Source organism: Desulfatiferula olefinivorans, assembly GCF_054657895.1.
This window is the reverse complement of sequence record NZ_BAAHXV010000057.1, coordinates 1-17,685: the sequence shown is the minus strand read 5'-3', so window position 1 is coordinate 17,685 and position 17,685 is coordinate 1. Positions and strand designations below refer to the sequence as shown.

The 17,685-nt window shown below is 49.1% G+C and carries 10 protein-coding genes; 2 read left to right on the top strand and 8 right to left on the bottom strand.

Annotated features, from left to right (window positions below; genetic code table 11):
• From ACYQ11_RS21070 to ACYQ11_RS21035, 8 genes are all read right to left on the bottom strand, one after another.
• Positions 1–484, bottom strand: a 484-nt coding sequence (locus ACYQ11_RS21070; RefSeq protein ID WP_459925807.1) for a hypothetical protein, incomplete at its 3' end; no start/stop codon positions are given.
• Positions 485–549: 65 nt separating this feature from the next.
• A complete protein-coding gene (locus ACYQ11_RS21065) occupies positions 550–1,407 on the bottom strand; it encodes a caspase family protein (protein ID WP_459925806.1) in 858 nt (285 codons plus the stop codon).
• A gap of 134 nt (positions 1,408–1,541) precedes the next feature.
• Positions 1,542–7,973 (bottom strand): PKD domain-containing protein, encoded by a 6,432-nt coding sequence (locus ACYQ11_RS21060; protein WP_459925805.1) that lies wholly within the window; start codon positions 7,971–7,973, stop codon positions 1,542–1,544.
• 107 nt (positions 7,974–8,080) lie between these two features.
• On the bottom strand, positions 8,081–9,430 hold the full coding sequence (locus ACYQ11_RS21055; protein WP_459925808.1) for a PKD domain-containing protein: 1,350 nt from the start codon (positions 9,428–9,430) through the stop codon (positions 8,081–8,083).
• 184 nt (positions 9,431–9,614) lie between these two features.
• The gene (locus tag ACYQ11_RS21050) at positions 9,615–11,285 is read right to left on the bottom strand and encodes a caspase family protein (RefSeq protein WP_459925804.1); all 1,671 of its coding nucleotides are present in this window, start codon (positions 11,283–11,285) and stop codon (positions 9,615–9,617) included.
• 10 nt (positions 11,286–11,295) lie between these two features.
• A complete protein-coding gene (locus ACYQ11_RS21045) occupies positions 11,296–12,120 on the bottom strand; it encodes a hypothetical protein (protein WP_459925803.1) in 825 nt (274 codons plus the stop codon).
• Positions 12,121–12,224: 104 nt separating this feature from the next.
• Complete coding sequence (locus ACYQ11_RS21040) at positions 12,225–12,764, bottom strand: RNA polymerase sigma factor (protein ID WP_459925802.1); 540 nt, start codon at positions 12,762–12,764, stop codon at positions 12,225–12,227.
• Between the two features lie 516 nt (positions 12,765–13,280).
• Positions 13,281–13,919, bottom strand: a complete 639-nt coding sequence (locus tag ACYQ11_RS21035) for a TetR/AcrR family transcriptional regulator (RefSeq protein ID WP_459925801.1) — start codon at positions 13,917–13,919, stop codon at positions 13,281–13,283.
• Positions 13,920–14,144: 225 nt separating this feature from the next.
• Here ACYQ11_RS21035 and ACYQ11_RS21030 point away from each other — a divergent pair, with 225 nt between their 5' ends.
• Positions 14,145–14,915, top strand: a complete 771-nt coding sequence (locus ACYQ11_RS21030) for an SDR family oxidoreductase (protein ID WP_459925800.1) — start codon at positions 14,145–14,147, stop codon at positions 14,913–14,915.
• Positions 14,916–14,950: 35 nt separating this feature from the next.
• Positions 14,951–17,485: a thiamine pyrophosphate-dependent enzyme gene (locus ACYQ11_RS21025; RefSeq protein ID WP_459925799.1), complete on the top strand. Its 2,535-nt coding sequence runs from the start codon at positions 14,951–14,953 to the stop codon at positions 17,483–17,485.
• The last annotated feature ends 200 nt before the right edge of the window (positions 17,486–17,685 follow it).

Below are 17,685 nucleotides of genomic sequence, written 5' to 3'. Positions count from 1 at the left end.
CTTTAAGTTGAGCCGATCCATATGCAAGTCCTAATGTCGCCCCCAAAGTTTCAAATATAAAATGTGTTGTTCCAAAAACTTCATATTGCGTAGCATCCGTCTTTGCATGCCGGATGCCCAAAAACGGTGAAAATGTTTCTGTTGCTTGAAAACCAAAAGTTACATTATATTCTTTACGATCTAAATCCTGATCCATTTCCTCCCATTGATTCTTAGTGTCGGCAATACTTTTCCTATAGTATAAATCAAGAATCATTCGTTCCCTGAATAGCGTCAAGCCCAATGTCGCATCAACATAGCCAAACGAAAAATCCGAACCTTCACTGAGGCCTTCGAAGTTGCCCCAGTAATGTGAAAGGCCTGATTCCAATCTTAAAGATATGGCATCGCCTGCTTGAAGATCTATTATTGATTCACGTGAATAGGCCAACGTAGAACAAAAAATTAAAACGACAACGATTATTGAAGTATTTACAGTTTTCATAAAAATACACCTATAATTTTAAAATATTTGAAATAATTTTTAATTAAAATAATATTTATATCGCTTTAAAACGCGCCAAAAACCCTTCGCTTCCCACCATTTTTTGCCTTTACAAAGTAAAACTCGTTAAGCAATGACGATCTTTCCCAAGGTATTTGGCTACCGTTCGATTCACGCTGAACTTCTGCTCTCACTTTTTTAAACAACTCTTCTATAGACTGGCCTTCAGTTCTAATATGCTTCAAGATATACTTAGTATATATACCATTTCGACCCATGCCATCATCTGCCTCCATTCCGGGTGCCGTCGCATAGGCAATAAAGCTACCTGGCTTTGTATTAATTGTTGCAAGGCCTTTAGGTGATTTAATTACGACTGCCCTTCCTGCAGATCGCGTAAGGACACCGTTTGAGGAACTTACATAATTCTGAAATGGATTATTTCTACAAGCATCTAAAATTATAATATTAGTCGAAGTACCTCTATTATCCAGTGACATAAGGATATCTTGAAGTTTAATTGCTGACGTTGAAAGTGAAATAGTTTTCTTCAATTGTGCATCAACTGGAATTAGATAATTCTGGTCATCATACTGAACGGCGTGGCCAGCGTAATAAAACAAGCCAACCCCACCTTTACGATTCAGTTTTTCCTCAAACGTTCCAATCTCTTTAATCATAATTTCCTGAGTCGCATCAGTTAGGCATGTAGTTTTAAATCCTAATCTTATCAATTCTTGAGAAAAGTCTCTTGCGTCATTACAGGGATTCTTTAATGGTGAAAACTGATAATCACTATTCCCGATAAGCAACGCAATCTTCTGCTCTGCGGAGGAATTTGAAGCTGTCAAAATAAAAATAAATATTATATAAACTAAATACTTTATTATCATAAAAGCTCTCTTAGTATTTAAAATCTTCAATCATTATCTCGTTTGATATGGTAAATTGATAGCCATTCCCAGTGAAAAGCTCTTGAAATCAACTATAGTAGAAGATTCATAGTTTTCACTGGGAATAACCTGATTGCGATTTAATAAAATCGTAAACCCTTTTATCAAAAGAGCGAGTTGATGAAGCAGCCTCCACCGCCGCCGCCACCGTCATCGTCATCGGAACCTTCTTTGACAACATTCAAATTTCCAACTCCCGAAGGATCGTGGATGATGCCATTTGCTACGCCATCGTCATCCCCGATCCCCCCATCAACCAACGTGATCGTAACCCTGTCTCGGTTTTCTGAGAAAACGGCATGGTCTGAATAATCTGTCCAACCGTCTTTTTCAGAGTATTTTACCCAACTGAAGCCGGATGGAACGGGTTCAGGAAAGATTATTACAACGGTCGCTTGATTACCGGGTTTCGTGACTTTTACTTCAATATCTAACAAACCATAAACCAAATTTTGTGGTTTCAATGAAGATTCAGGAATATCATCAGGATTAACGGGTTTTAACAGAACAATATCCCCATCATCTTCGGCCTTGATTCCAAAGGTCTTTCCTGTTGATGATTGCACGGCGTGACATGTATCATCATAACCAGAAATACCATTTGAAAAAACCGTTATATCGACCTGATCCGTCCCTCTCAACCCCCCGGCATCTTCAACAGTCAAAACAAATGATATAGACGCGGTCGAGGTCACGGGAGGCGCGACAAACCTCGGTCGCGCCGCCTCAGGTTCGGAAAGGGTTACGGATGGGCCTGCAGTTTGTCTCCAGGAATATGTTGTTATACCGTCATCCGAATCCATGGAAGCAGAGCCATTCAGAGTGACCGTGTGGCTTTCCATAACTGACTGATCCGGACCTGCATCAGCCACAGGCGGTATATTCTCCCATGTTACATTGACAACGCAGGAATCGGTCGATTTATTTCCCGCACCGTCCGTAACGGTAAGGACAAATTCAAGTGAAGCGCCTTCAGGGCCTACATCCGGTGACGTAAAACGGGGCATAATGGCGGTGGGATCATCCAGTGTTACCGCGATTCCATTTTGCTGAGTCCAGCGATAGGAAGCAATACCGTCATCGGGGTCTGATGAATAAGATCCGTCCAGTTCGACCACTGTGCCTTCCATAACGCTCATATCGTTTCCGGCATGTGCGATAGGCGGATCGTTTTCGCCAAAGACGTTGACAATGCAGTTTTCTGTGTCCTCAAGCCCTGCAGTGTCGGTCACCTTAAGTTCAAACGTCAATGCCGCACCGTCTTCATTGATATCCGGTGCAGTAAATAAAGGATTCTGACTCGTCACATCGGACAAAGTCACTGCCGTTCCAGAGGTTTGCGACCAAAGATAATGAGCGATCCCGTCGTCGGAATCCGTTGAATTGCTCCCATCAAGCACCACCGTATCACCGACAATGGCTGTCTGGGCAGGCCCTGCATCAGCATGAGGTGGTTCATTGACCCAGGACACATTGACAATGCACATATCCGTGTCTCTCAATCCGGCCGTATCCGTGACCGTCAGGCGACATGAAAGCGCCGCACCATCCATAAGAACGTCCGGTGATGTAAACGAAGCCGTGGATGTATCCCCATTATTGAGGACAATATCGGGTCTTCCGATAATTTCCCACTGCCAGCTTGCAAGACCATCATCGCTATCCGTGGAATTTCCTCCGTTCAGGAATACGACTTGCCCTTCCTGGACGGTCTGGTTTGGCCCGGCATCCGCAACCGGTGGGATATTGACCCATGTCAGCTGAACAAGGCAATTGGCAGTTGCCGAAAGCCCACCACTGTCTGTAACGGTCAAGGCAAATTCCAGTGTTTCTCCATTCTCATCGACATCGGGTGCCGTAAACGATGCTGTTGCCGTTGTTCCATTGGAAATGTCAACCGGAGTTCCTGACACCTGAGCCCACTGCCATGAAACGATTTCGTCATCCACACCCGTGGAGTTGGTTCCGTTCAGTGAGACCATCTCCCCTTCATCGACAACCTGGTCAGCACCAGCATTGGAAACAGGGGCTATATTCACCCAAAGGATCTCGACAGTACAGGTATCGGTATAAGACTCACCGTCATTATCCTCAAGGGTCAGTCTAAATGTCAGGGTATCGCCGTTTTTATCGACATCGGGTGCTGTAAAGGTTGTAGCGGACGCATAAGCATTTCCAATCGTTACGGCTGTCCCGTCGGTCTGTTCCCACAGATAAGAGACGATCTGTTTTCCGCCCGATGCTGTGGAAGCTGAAGCATTGAGGGTGACCATTGTATGTTCATTGACCGATTGATCATCGCCCGCATTGGGGGTCACGGATGCAACGACTTCTATCATGAAAGTGGCCGAATCTTTACCGCCGAATCCATCAACCGCCTTAAGAATAACCTGATAGGTCCCGGCATCCGATGCAGATGGACTGATAACGAGTTGACCGCCATTCAATTCAACAAAAGAAGGGGCCGATACGAGCTGAAGTGTTATCAAATCCCCATCGTCATCTGACACAGATACGGTAAGGGTTCTCGATGAACCCGCATCCATGGAATGGTTTTCGATGGTCACGATCACTGGAACTGAGTTGGTCTGCCTGTTTGGATCATCGGGGGCAGCGTCGGCATTATCACCCACGTCGTCGCCGTCCGAATCAGCCCATTCAGTATAATCTTCAGGTGCCCAATCGCTGTTGTCTCCAACTCCGTCATGATCCGAATCGGCCCATTCTGAACCATCATCTGAAAACCAATCAAGGGTCAGGCCAGTGGTAGAATCCGTTGCTGTTTTCCCGGTGTTCCAATAATCGGGGTAGCCATCACCATCATCATCTACAGCGGCAGCAGGGTCGGTAGGGAATTTATCAAGTCTCAAACCTGTAGTTGAATCACTTTCGGATTTTCCATCATTCCATTCATCAGGATAGGCATCACCATCACTATCAGCCGAGGCAGACGAATCCTCATCGAATTTGTCATCATTATTGCCGACTCCATCATTGTCCGAATCTAACCCCTCAGATGAATCATTGGGGAATGCATCTAAAGTTAAACCTAATGTGGAATCTGATTGTGTTTTTCCTGAAATCCATGAGTCTGGATAACCATCTTCATCCGAATCCAGATATGCCGCAGGATCATTGTCGAATTGGTCGGCATTGTCACCATAACCATCGTTATCAGAATCGTACTGTTCGGAAGCATTATTGGGAAAAGCATCCTTCTCGTCAGGTACTCCGTCGTTGTCCTGATCTTTATCAACCTCAACATTCCCATTAATACCATATGAGGCTGTATATCCATCAAAGCTGAATAACGAAATATAGATCCTGTCTCCCGGATAAAACTTCCTGCTCCATTCATGGTCAAATCCGGAGCCATCGTCGTAAAAATCATGCTTAAAATCTGCATCAAATCTTGGCATGTATCCGTTAGAACATTTATCTTCATCGCCGCTTCTAAAACCAGGCCACTCACCAACGCTAGCCAAAATGATTAAATCACGTGGAGAGCTATACACAAATCTTACTTCGGACCATATCTCACCATCTGGAATTGTTACAATTTGGACATTATCTATTGTACAAGGCTCAACCCCAATATCTTCTATGTATATTTTCCCTTCCTCCAAAACGACTAATTCATCTTGGGCATATGTTTTTGTTGCAGCGACTTCGACAGATGTTTGGCTCGTGCTTTCCCCATCAGAAACGTTTAAAACAACAGTATACTTCCCTTCAACATCCGGAGTAAAAGCAACAGATTCTCCCTTATGCGAAGAAAGAACAGAGCTACTATCACTCGGCGATATTAATGACCATGAATAGCTCACAATTGAATCACCATCGGGATCATAAGAAGTGGCAGCATCCAATGAAACAGGAGTATCAACATCAACATTCAGATTACTCGTTACAACTATAGCAACAGGGGCAAAATTTTCATCTACGGTATCGCTGTTATCTCCAATGCCATCATTGTCACTATCTGCCCATTCATAAGGATCATTAGGAAAAACATCCAAAGTCAGCATAGTCGTCGAATCAGCTTGACTTTTCCCAGTATTCCAAGAGTCAGGAAAACCATCGTTGTCTGTATCTATTGAGGCAGCCACATCATTTGGAAATTTATCAGCATTGTCCCCGACACCATCGTCATCCGAATCGTATTGTTCATCCTCATCATTTGGGAATTCATCGACATCATTTGGCACACCATCGTCATCAAAATCAGCATTTTCTTTTAATTGATAATATATCCGGGCACTTGAAAAACCATCCCCAAAAGCATAGGCTCTTAGATAATAAACTCCAGAACTCGGATTATTAATGTTAATTTCTTCTCGAACTTGTCCATCCAGAACACCTTCATAATCTGTATCATCCCAAATATAATCATCAGGTGAATATGGGTGTTCTTCAACTGTGGGTGCACTCCCTTTTCGCACAGCTATTCCCAGGGAAGATGTGGAAGATCCACCGAATCTTACCACATAAATGGATTCAATATTTTCACTAACAGTAAAAGACCATGCATTAGTCCAATTTTCAGGTCCGGAAGAACCAGTTGAGGCACTTCCGAGCAAATACTGTTCAGGGAGCGTTATCGGACTAACATCATAGGTATAAGTTGCATTGATAGTGGACTGAGCTTTTATGCTTGTGCCAACACCATCACTTACAACTAAATTAATAGTATACGCCCCGACAATATCAGGAACAAATGTTATGGAACTACCTGCCCCCGATAAACTTGCACCACTTCCTTGAGGTTTACTGAGTTGCCATTCATAATCAGCAATAGGATCTCCATCAGGATCGTATGATGAAGATCCATCAACTTGAATTTGTGTACTAATATTAGTGGTATAATAGTTACATCGAATGATTGCAACAGGTAGGTTATTAGTCAAATCATTTTCAGCAGGGGCATTATTAATCTCATATTCAGCCAATAGGCTACTCCAGTGCGATAAAGCCTTACCTCTTGTTGAAGATTTATTAATAATATTTTGAACATCATCTTTTGCAGCACTAATTTCATCACTTTGCCCAAGCCGAACTAATTGTTTTGAAGCCTCTGAACCAAACTTAATCGCTGATGGTGCAAAGTGTAAAGCATACAACTGCGGCTCAGATATAGTCGATAATGAATTATCTACTAATTCAACAACAAAATCATTCCATTGATTATCAACAAGTATCAGAATACTATCATAGTAAGCCTTTGAAAGACTCAAAACCAAATCATGGTAGCTCGAACGAATTTCATTATGCAATGAATCATTCAAGACATAATCATTTGAATCAATTACATATAAACTTTTATATGAGTCACTATAACGATATTCATTGAAAAGTTGGTTTAACGTATAGGAAATAAATACCCGTCGCCATGTTTCAGTTGTAATAGCGTATAATTTATGTGCTTCCAACCCTGCAGTAATTCCCGAAGCAATGCCTGACGCAATTTTTTTTGAGACTTGATCTGACATTTTTTCAGATACATGTAAGACTTTCTCCATTTGTTTTAAAGTCGATAATACAAATTTTTTATCAGTGATTAAATCAACTATTTCTTCTGTAAAAGTGTCAACACCAAGAATTGATAATTTATTTGCCAAATTTGATACAAAATTTATTTCTTCATTTTCTATTCTATATATTACATTATCAACAGCATCACAAAATGCATTATCTGCAACATTGAGACTTTGCGCATATGCCTTCACATCTAAAACAAGTTCTATTCGATTAGAAATTTTTTCAGATGATGCAAGATATTCCCTTATTGCAATGTATTGATAAGCATTAACAGATGAATCTGATATTTTTCCAGCATACTTCATCAGTTTTGCTAACTTAGCTACTTTATCAGCATTTTTTGGCAACTCAATATACGGATTATCACTCAATATTTCTATTGCTTTCTCCAAATAATCCTTGCCTTTCAATCCAATCTGACCTGCAAAACCGATTGCTTTCAATCCATCGACCATATCATTACTCAAAGATGATGCAAAAAGCTCACTACCATCAGTGATTTTTACATACTCTGTGCCAAGTAGAGAAGGAATATCTGCACTTGTAATTGCATTGTAAATTAATTCTTCATATATCTTTTGTCTCTCAGACTCATCAAAATCTGTTTTTGCAGCCTGACACGCAACCGAAAGACTTTCCCAACAATCCATCACCCAATATCGTTCATCAGACAACCAAATTTCTGAAGGGACTGAACCGATTGGCGCTACTTGAACGTCAAAATAATGTGCAACCCATGACAGTGCTAATTTCTGGATTGATTCAGGTGCATATGATACTTGCCCATTTTTATAAAATTTCACACTTTGTATGTAATTATTAGGGTTAACATATTCCTCATATGTTTCTGAAAATCCTGAATCAGTTTCAAAATCCCATTGATTACCGTTCTCATCATAAAATTTTGCAATATTGTCTGAAGCGAAAGACGTTTGAACATTTGCACCAAGCAACAATACTATTAACACACTGATAATTTGAGCATATTTTTTACCCATAAATTATTCCTCTCAACAGATTAGGTGCCCTTTGTAATTAAGAGAGCAAAAAAATATAAAAACAACAAATCCATAATCAATACGAAATAAAAATTCACTTAAACGTCCTATGGTGTATCAGCGATTAACTCCCCAAAAACATAAAACTCCGCATCACCCTCCCCATCCAATTCCAAAACAAACTGATGCGTTCCGGCAACAAGAGGGGTAAGATCCATATCCCAGCCATCATCCGTGATTCTACTGTTGGCACTGATTACTGTGTTATGATAATCGCTGTTATTTTTAATAAGAAAGTATAGCGTCGATTGATACTCATAGATGTCATCGTTAAAACAGCAGGCTCCGGGAACCCCCAGGTTGATTTCCATGGTGGTGGATTGGCCCACCTCACAGGTCATAGTTTCAGGGGTTATTGTAACAACACCGGGAACGGCCATGCCGACTTCGATGCCCATGGCTTCAATGGTGGGGGCATTCATGTCATAATTGACCATCAGCTTGCCGCTGTCGTAGAGATAGCACCGGCCCGCATAGACTCGTTCGCTGGATGCAAGGGTCACCCCCAGTTCATTTTTGATGTGGATATACGTTCGGTCATCCGTGGTATTGGGTGAAAAGGCGATGGTGTAGCCGTTGTATTCCAGCCAGCCATATCCTCCGGCATTAATCTCATCCGGCAGGGACAGGCTGTCGTCCCAGTAAATCAGCTTGTAGTCGTATTGATAGGCGTTGGTCTCGATGTATTGCAAGTCACCGACGTAGACGGTTGTAGTGGAATAATTATTCTGCCAGTTTTCATCACCGGCATCGGAAAAGACCCTGGCCTGGAAACTGTAATAGCCCTGGGCCGCATGGGCCGGGAAGGTATAGGACAAGTCGCCCTGGGACACCTGAAGATCTGTATGGGCGTCGATCGTGCCAACTGAAACAGGGGGCAGGGCCTCGGAAGACTCCGGCCCGGAGACGGTTATTTCAACCTGTATGGTCTCGAAATAGTCACCGAGATTCATGATTTCCAAGTCAAAAAAAACCGTATCACCCGGATCGGCGTTCCCATCGGCGCTCAATTCATTGGCGCGCAGATCATGCCCGGTCACGGGGTCGACGGTTGTCTCGATCGGGAAACTCGCCGCCTCACTTTTCAGGTTCTTGTCATCTTCGACGATTAAGGTGACCGTGTACGTTCCCGCAACGTCCGGCGTAAACTCACAGGTCAGAAAATTCGTCAGGGTCAGGGTCGCCTGGCTTGATTCGGGTTTCACAAAGGACCAGGAGGGCGTCACGGGGTCGTTGTCCGGGTCGAAGGATGCGGAACCGTCCAGGTGAACCGTCGTTCCCACGAAGACAAGGGGCCCGCCGTCGGCGGTCAGTCGCGCCTCGGGTCTTGCGTTGGCCTCGGCCTGCTCTCCTTCGCCGGGGTTTTCCGAAGGAAGCGTCTGTTCCTCCGGGTCCACATCCCGTGCATGGCCGCTTGTGCATCCGTATCCCCAAACAGGGCCGCATATGAGCAGAAGAAAAAGAATGGTGAGTCTCCGGTTCCGTTGATGCGTTCGTGCCAAAATCCCTCGCTGCTGTGTCTACCTGTGAAACGGGCAGGGTTTAAATTTGTCTCATCTTCCGTTTAATTTTTTATAAACGTTAAAAAGTATATCCTCCGGCAAGAAAGACCTGACCGGCCATGATGGCTTGGTCCTCATCATTTAAGGAGTAAGAGATCCGGTGGGCTCGCAAGCCCACCACGGCTGAAAACCGCTGTTTCAGATCATACCGGATCAGGACTTCCGCGCCCGGCGCCAGAAAATTCATGGTTGAGTCGACGGTTTTATCACCGATGGTGTTTTTGCTGTATCGGAACGACAGGGCCATCAGATCCGGTCCGGCCATGAACAGCATGTTGCCGAACTGTGCCGTGTATCTCGGGCCCACCCTCACGGCCGTCTGATCCACGTGCTCACCCCGGCCGAAATCCATGCCAAGGGAAAACCCCAACCATCTCTTGACATCACCCTGACGAAAAAATGAAAAACCGGCCGTCGGCACATCGGGGACGAGGTCTTCGGCCATGCCGTCGCGACGGTAGCCCCGGTAGCCCAGCTCGGCCATCATGACGGTTCGGGTTTTCGAAAAGAACGGTGCGTTTCTTAGGGGTGCGAACAAGTAATCACAGTCGGGTTTAAACGCGACACGATCGGAATAGAGCGTCTTGCCGTTTTTTCTGAATTCGATGTCGTGCAGTCCCGGATCCATGGGGACGCCTGTGGGAAACACCCCCTTCATCCTGCAGTTGACATAGATTTCGACGCCCTGACTTTCTGCAGAATACGCGGATAGAACCGGGACTCCGGGATGCTGGGGCTTCCCGCTGACGTAAATCGGGTTGTTGCCCCGGACTTCCGAATAGGCCGTGGGGACCTGTTTTATTTTCCAGTTTTCAGCGGTAAACAGGCGGGTTTTGTCGATAGAGTAATTGTGGGCCTCGAAAATGGAGACGGCCCCGTCCCCATCCAGATCGCCCTTGCGCATGCCTTCCAGCAGAAAATGGGTGTACACGCCGTTTTCCAAACGCTGATCTTCAAAACTCGTTCCACCGAAGGGGCAGGAAGACAGGATGATGCTGGCCCAGGAATCCTCGATGGGTTTGTACAGAACGCCTTTGGTCGACCGAAGCATTTTGGCCTGATAGGGATCAAGCTGGGACTTTCCGCCCCGTCCGGAATGGCAGGTGTCCAGAATCAGGACCTTCCGGTTGGATTTCAGTGACCCGAACCATGAGATGAAACGGTTCAGGGGGATCGCCGTATCCGGTATGGCGCCTTCTTTGGAATCGCTGGTCAACAGATAGGGCTCTTTTTCAAGGGCCGGGCTTTCGCCGTGATCGCCTGAAGAGCCTGATGGACCGAGGGTGACCGTCCCGTGGGCTGAGACGTAGACGATCACCACATCCTTTTCCGATGAATTTTTGTAGGAGAACTCCTTGAGCTTGTTCTCCCAGATCGCCTCGCGTGTGGTGTCTGAGGGTTTGGTCAGAATCATGGCCTCATCCAGATTCAGGGTTTCATTGTTCGAAAAAAACGAAACCATGTCCCGGACGTCTTTTTGAGGGTATTTCAGATCGTGCCAGAAGGGATCATCATACTCCTGGATGCCGATGAACAAGCCCAGCACCTTGGGTTCATAGGCATCATCGATGTCAATCTTCGGATATTCAACGACACGGCCTTTGGCGTCCGCCCACAGGTGGGAAGCCGGGAGAAACGTACCGGTGACCAGTCCGAGCCAAATCAATACCCTGCCGCAATGTTTCATCATGTCCGTCACGTCATTCAACCCGCAGCTCTCTTTGAAAAATGGACACCGACGTGTCATTCACGGTCATGGACTTTACCTTATTATTTATCGAAGCAACGATATAGTCCGTGTCCATGGCCATCGGCAGGACCGAAAAAACAAGCGCAATCGTATTGTCGCCCCGATTGCCCGAAAGTTCGTAGCCGGTGGTCAGATCATGATGGCCCTCTTTCAGAAACTGATCGGACACGATGATATCGGCCCGCCCATCATGGAGCATGTAAAGACTGCAATACCCGTCTGCCAGGGCGTCAACACGGAAGAAAAGGGTATCTCCGTCGTGAAGGCCCCGATCCGGCCGGTGTAGTTTTTGGTCCGGGCCAAGGATGGAATATTCAAAGGTGGCCCTGTGGCTGACCGTGGGCCCACGCATGGCGCCATGAAAGTCGGGCGTGTGAACGACATTTTTCAGATAGACAGCCGGTGTGAGGATAAAAACGATAAGGGCCGCCACCACCCACCCGTATCGGGGCAGCCTGCCTTTCGATGTAAAAACGCTTTGCCGTATTTCCTTGATTTTCGAGGCGAACACCCGGTGGTAAGGCTGGGGCTTTTGGGCTTTTTCGACAACACTGCGCCATGACGCATCGATGTGACGGTCAGAAACAGGGTACAGGGATAGGTCCGGTAACGGATGGCGCTGCTTATATGTTTCGAAGGATTGACGGGAATCAGAATTTTTGAGCCGCTGTTCGACATCAGCGTCACTGAGCTTCGAGAGGATAGCCTGGCTTTCCTCAACGGAAGTCTTTCCTTCAAGAAGCTCGTCAATCTTTTGGTTTATGTCGTCCGTCATGGTGCCTGTCTCTCAATGTCTTACCGATTGATGGGCACGCGTTGTTTTGCCCATCCTACTTAGTCCTACTCTTAGAGTCTTAAGTTAACGACATGGTCGTGTGTCTAAAAACCCATCGTTTCAACAATTGAATAATAATGGATCATCCCCCGATGTTTCAGGTTATGGATGTTGGTCTTGTCGATGCCGAGCAAACGGGCGATATCCCGTCGTTTGTATCCCTCGAGGGACAACCCCACCACCTGCCGGTATTTTTCAGGAAGGCGCATGACGGCCTGATCCCTCAACCGTTTTTCTTCCCTCACGATCAGTTCATCGAGCGGGGAAAGCGATAGATCGGCTACATTTTCCATCACGGAAACAGCCTGGTTGTCGTCATCATGACGTTCCATGATCGCTGTGGCATACCGTTTCTCGCTTCTGTAAAAATTGAAACATTCATTTCGTATGATCGCAACGATATACCCTCTTGCTTCCGAGTCAGACATCGATTCAATACGCCGGCTGTTACCCAAAGCTTTGACAAACGCGGTCTGAACGGCATCACCCGACGCGTCGGGACTGAGCCCGTGCGTCCTTCCGATGAATAGAAACAGCCGATACTTTGTTTTGTAAAGCTCCTCCAAACGCCTGATTGTGTCCATTCCCCCCTCAGATCAGCCTGCATGCGTTTCATACCCATAAAACGCATACCTACTCATTTTGTCTCACGGTTTGATCAATTTTTTGAAACAGACCCGGCCCCACCGACTCGGTCATCATTAAAACAACTCTGACTTGAACGTGTGAATTTTTGCGAACGATGCATTTATTATGCCAATAGAAATTCCTCGCATGTTACTTAACAGCTGTTTTTTTGAGTCATTTATGATGAAAAAACGCCATAATTTTTGACGACTGGGTAATTCAGTATTGAACGTTCGTCCTAAAGCACGTGTCGGGTAAAAATGACATAACTTAATATTATTTAAGTAAGTTATAAATCACCCACAGTCGCAATATCTTCCGATTATGTATCACATTACATAATTTGTCTTCCGATTGTCCGGAGCTTGGTCGTCTGCCTGAGGGTTGTGATAGCCCATTGTCGTTATTTAGGTGGCGGGTTTCCGTGCCGGAGCGGGAGGCCGGAGGTTCTAAAGGCGTGATCGTCACCGGCCTCAGGGGCGTGAGAGGTAGCGGTGGATCATGTCGGTGAATTCGGCGATCAGGCGATGGGTGTCGATGGTGCCCATGAAGGTGATTTTGTGGGCCAGGTTTTCGGCGGCGCTGTGGATCACGATGGCGGCGGCTTCCATGTCGTCGACGGCGATCCGGTCGCTGAAGCGGGAGAGGACGTCGGCGATCTGGTCCAGCTCACGCCGGGTTTCCCGGTCATACAGGGCCTTGACGTCCGGGTCGGAGTAGCGAAGCACGTGGGTTTCCCGGTGAAAGCCGGGAGCCACCCGATAGGCGTCAAGCAGGTTTTCCATGTAGTGACGGATCAGATCACGGGGGGAGAGGCCGTCCGGTGGTGCAGAGGCGGTCCAGATCCTCTCGAAATGATCGTCCAGATAGATCTCAAGCACGTCGATCAGAAGCTTTCCCTTGTCCGGAAAATACGAGTAAAAGCTGCCCGTGGCCACACCGGCTTCGGCGGCAATGTCCTTGGATGTGGCGGCGTGGAGCCCTTTGCGGGCAAACAGGGTCATGGCCGCTGCCATGATGTTCTGTTTCTTTTCGATGCTGCGCTTCTGCCGGGGTTCCCGGGTTTTGGGGGCTGTTTTAGCCTCCGTGTTTCGTGTTCTGCCCTTATCCATCCGCGTCTTTCTCCTTGTGAATCGTCGTTTTACGAGACCGCAAAGGTAGTACGAAAATTACCGGGGGGCAAGAAAATTCGAACTATAGTTCATGTTTTTTATTGACAACGGACCGATCGATCTGCGATTAAAACATGAACTATAGTTCACGTTAAGTCCGTTCACGCTCAACAAACGGATTCGTCCATTCATTCAAACGCATCACATCATCAGGGAGAACATCGTATGACATCCATGAAAACGGTTTTGATCACCGGGGCGGCATCGGGCATCGGCGAGGCCACGGCCCGGTTGTTTGCGGAAAAGGGCTGGTATGTCGGACTGTTCGACATCGACACGGCCGGGCTGGAACGGCTGGCCGGCGACCTCAAAGAGTCCTGCTGCTGCCGGGGTCCGTTGGATGTGTCCGACGGGGCGTCGGTCCGGCGGGCCATCGATTTTTTTGTCGAAAAAACCGGTGGCCGGTTCGACCTTTTATTCAACAACGCCGGTATTTTAAAGGCGGGCTTTTTTGACGAGCTGTCCATCGAGGAGCAGCTCCGGGTGGTGGACGTGAACCTCAAGGGCCTTCTGCAGGTAACCCATGCCGCCCTGCCCCACCTGGCCCGGACACCCGGCGCCCGGGTGATCAGCATGTCCTCGGCCTCCTCGGTGTACGGCACGGCCCATCTTGCGGCGTATTCGGCCACCAAGGCGGCGGTGTCCTCCCTGACCGAATCCCTCAACATGGAACTCGAACGGCTGGGCATCCGCGTGTCGGACATCCGGGTGCCCTACGTAAGGACACCCCTTCTGGATACGCCCACCCGGGCGGCAAGCCTGAACACCCTGGGTGCCCGGCTGACGCCCCGTGATGCGGCGGAGTTGGTCTATGCCTCCCTGGGCCGCCGGGCCATCCATGTGGACGGCCGGGGCATGGGCCTCCTGCTTCTGCTGCGCCGCCTTGCGCCCATGGCGATCCAGAAAAAAATCCTGAAATATATCATGATGCCCTGATGGCCGCCCTCAACCCCTAATTTAAGGAGAACACCATGGGAATTTATAAAGACAAACAGGAACTTCAGACCATTTTGTCCCGCCTGTGGGCAAAAATTTTCAACACGCCGGCCATCGTGGACACGCTGTCCGAGCTGTCGCTGGTGGTGGAATTCCGCTTCACCGATATCAAAACCCGGATGTTCATCGCGGTCGGTGACGGCCGCAGGGAGGTGCTGTGGGATCCGCCGGTCCCTCCCGCTGCCGATGTGGAAATGATCCTCAGCTCGGACACGGGGCACGCGTTCTGGATGGAAAACCTGAACGTCCCCCTGGCCCTGGCCGGTCGAAAAATCGTGGCCAAAGGGTCGGTGCAGAAAGCCCTCAAGCTGCTTCCGGCCATCAAACCGGCCTTTGCCCTTTATCCCGAAGTGCTGACGGAACTGGGCCGCACGGACCTTCTGGCGGCCGCGAAAACCAAATCGGCAAGGCGGGTCTGGCGGGGCCTGCCGTCCTTTTTCAGACAAAAAAAGAAAATCGACACAGACGCCCTCCCCGTCTTCCCCATGAACCACAAGGAAAAGCCCAGGGCCATCGCGCCTGCGGCGTTGAAAGATCAAGCTCCCACCCTGACGGATCTTTTCCGGATCATGCTGACCATCCGGGCCTTTGAACAGCATCTGTCTGAAGGGTTCCGAAACGGCGACATTCCTTCGGAGGCCATCCACCTGTCCATCGGCCAGGAGGCGGTGGCGGCCGGGGTCTGCATGAACCTTCGAAACAGCGACTACATCAACACCACCCACCGGGGCCACGGCCACATCATCGCCAAGGGAACGGATCTGAACCGGATGATGGCCGAGCTGTACGGCAAAGCCGACGGTCTGTGTGAAGGCAAGGGCGGTTCCATGCATGTGACCGACGGAAGTTTAGGCATCCTGGGCGCCAACGGCATCGTGGGGGCGGGCTATCTGCTGGCCCTGGGAGCGGCCCAGACCATCCGTTACCAGGGTCGGGACGATATCTCCGTGGTGTTCGCCGGCGACGGCTCGGTCAATCAGGGCATGTTCCACGAGGCCCTGAACATGGCCGCCGTGTTCGAGTTGCCCCTTCTGGTCGTCATCGAAAACAACCTTTACGGCGAATTTACGTCCATCGAGCGTCATTCGGCGGAAACAGATATCAGCAAACGGCTTGCCGCCTACAATATCCCGTCGTTCCGAATCGACGGCAATGATCCGAAAACCGTGCTGGAAACGCTGGCGGAAATCATCGACGCGATGCGAAAGGACGGAAAGCCCCGGGGGGTCGAACTGTTGACCTACCGCTGGCACGGGCACATGGAAGGAGAGCCCGAACGCTACCGGACCTGCGAGGAAAAAAAGGCCTTCATGGCCAAGGACCCCATCCTCCGGCTTGAAAACGAACTGATCACCTCGGGGGCCTGTTCGAAAAACGATCTGGACGCCCTCCGCTCCGCCGTGGACGGGACGATCCGTGAAGCGGTGAGTTTCGCGCAAAGGGCAAAGGAACCCGAGCCGGCCCAGCTGTTCACCCGGATCTACAGCCCCGATCCGCCCCACCTGTTCCAGGGGACCGTCGGCAGCGACATCACAGGGCCGTCCATGTCCATGTCCCAGGCCATCAATTCGGCCCTGGCCGAAGAAATGGCAAGGGACGAGCGGGTCTTTCTCTGGGGGGAGGACGTGCGGCTCGGAGGCTATTTCAGTGTGACCGAAGGGCTGGTGGAAACGTTGGGAGAAAAACGGATCATCGATACCCCCATCAGTGAAAACGCCATTGTGGGCGGCGCCGTGGGCGCGGCCATGACCGGCCTCCGGCCCGTGTGCGAAATCCTCTTCGGGGATTTCCTCACCTGCTGCATGGACCCCGTCATGAACCAGGCGGCCAAGCTGCGGTACATGACCGGGGGCCAGGTGAGCATCCCCCTGACCATCAGAACCCCGGTGGGCAGCGGCATCGGCATGGCGGCCCAGCATTCCCAGAGCATGGAGCGCTTTTTCTTCGGCATTCCCGGCCTGATCGTGGCGGCACCTTCGGATCCCTACACGGCCAAGGGCATTCTCAAGGCCGCCATCCGCTCGGACAACCCGGTAATTTTTTTCGAGCACAAACTGCTGTACGCGTCCAGCGGACCGGTGCCCGACGGCGACTACATCCTGCCTTTAGGCAAGGCCCGGGTGGTGCGGCGGGGAAGGGGCCTGACCCTGGTCACCCATCTTCTGGGGGTTCAGGCGGCCCTGGACGCGGCGGAGAGTCTCAGCGCCCGGGGAATCGACGCCGAGGTCATCGATCTTTTGACCCTCTACCCCATGGATACCGAGACCATTCTTGACTCCGTGAGCCGCACGGGGAATCTGGCGACCCTGGAGGAAGGCACGGCCACCGGCGGCATCGGGGCCGAAGTGATCAGCCGGGTCTGCCTTTCCGGGTTCCACCTGCTCAAACGGCCGCCCCTTCGCCTGGCCGCCCCCGAGTGTCCGGTGCCCTACGCCAAAAACCTTGAAAACGCCCTGATGTCAGACCCCCGGAACATCACGGACCGGGTGACGCGATGGTGGAAGGGCTGATTGCAAAGCACCAATAAACAACCCCGCCGCAAGCGGCCGGGCCATTGGGACCACGGCAACCGCATGTCCCATTCGTTCACGTGCACGTGCTCGTGATCGTAAACGTGAACGGCAAAAGTCGAATCTGGTTATGCACTTCCCTCAAGTTGGAGGTGATTTTTCAATTGTTAAACCACCCGTTCGCGTTGCTCACTGAAGGT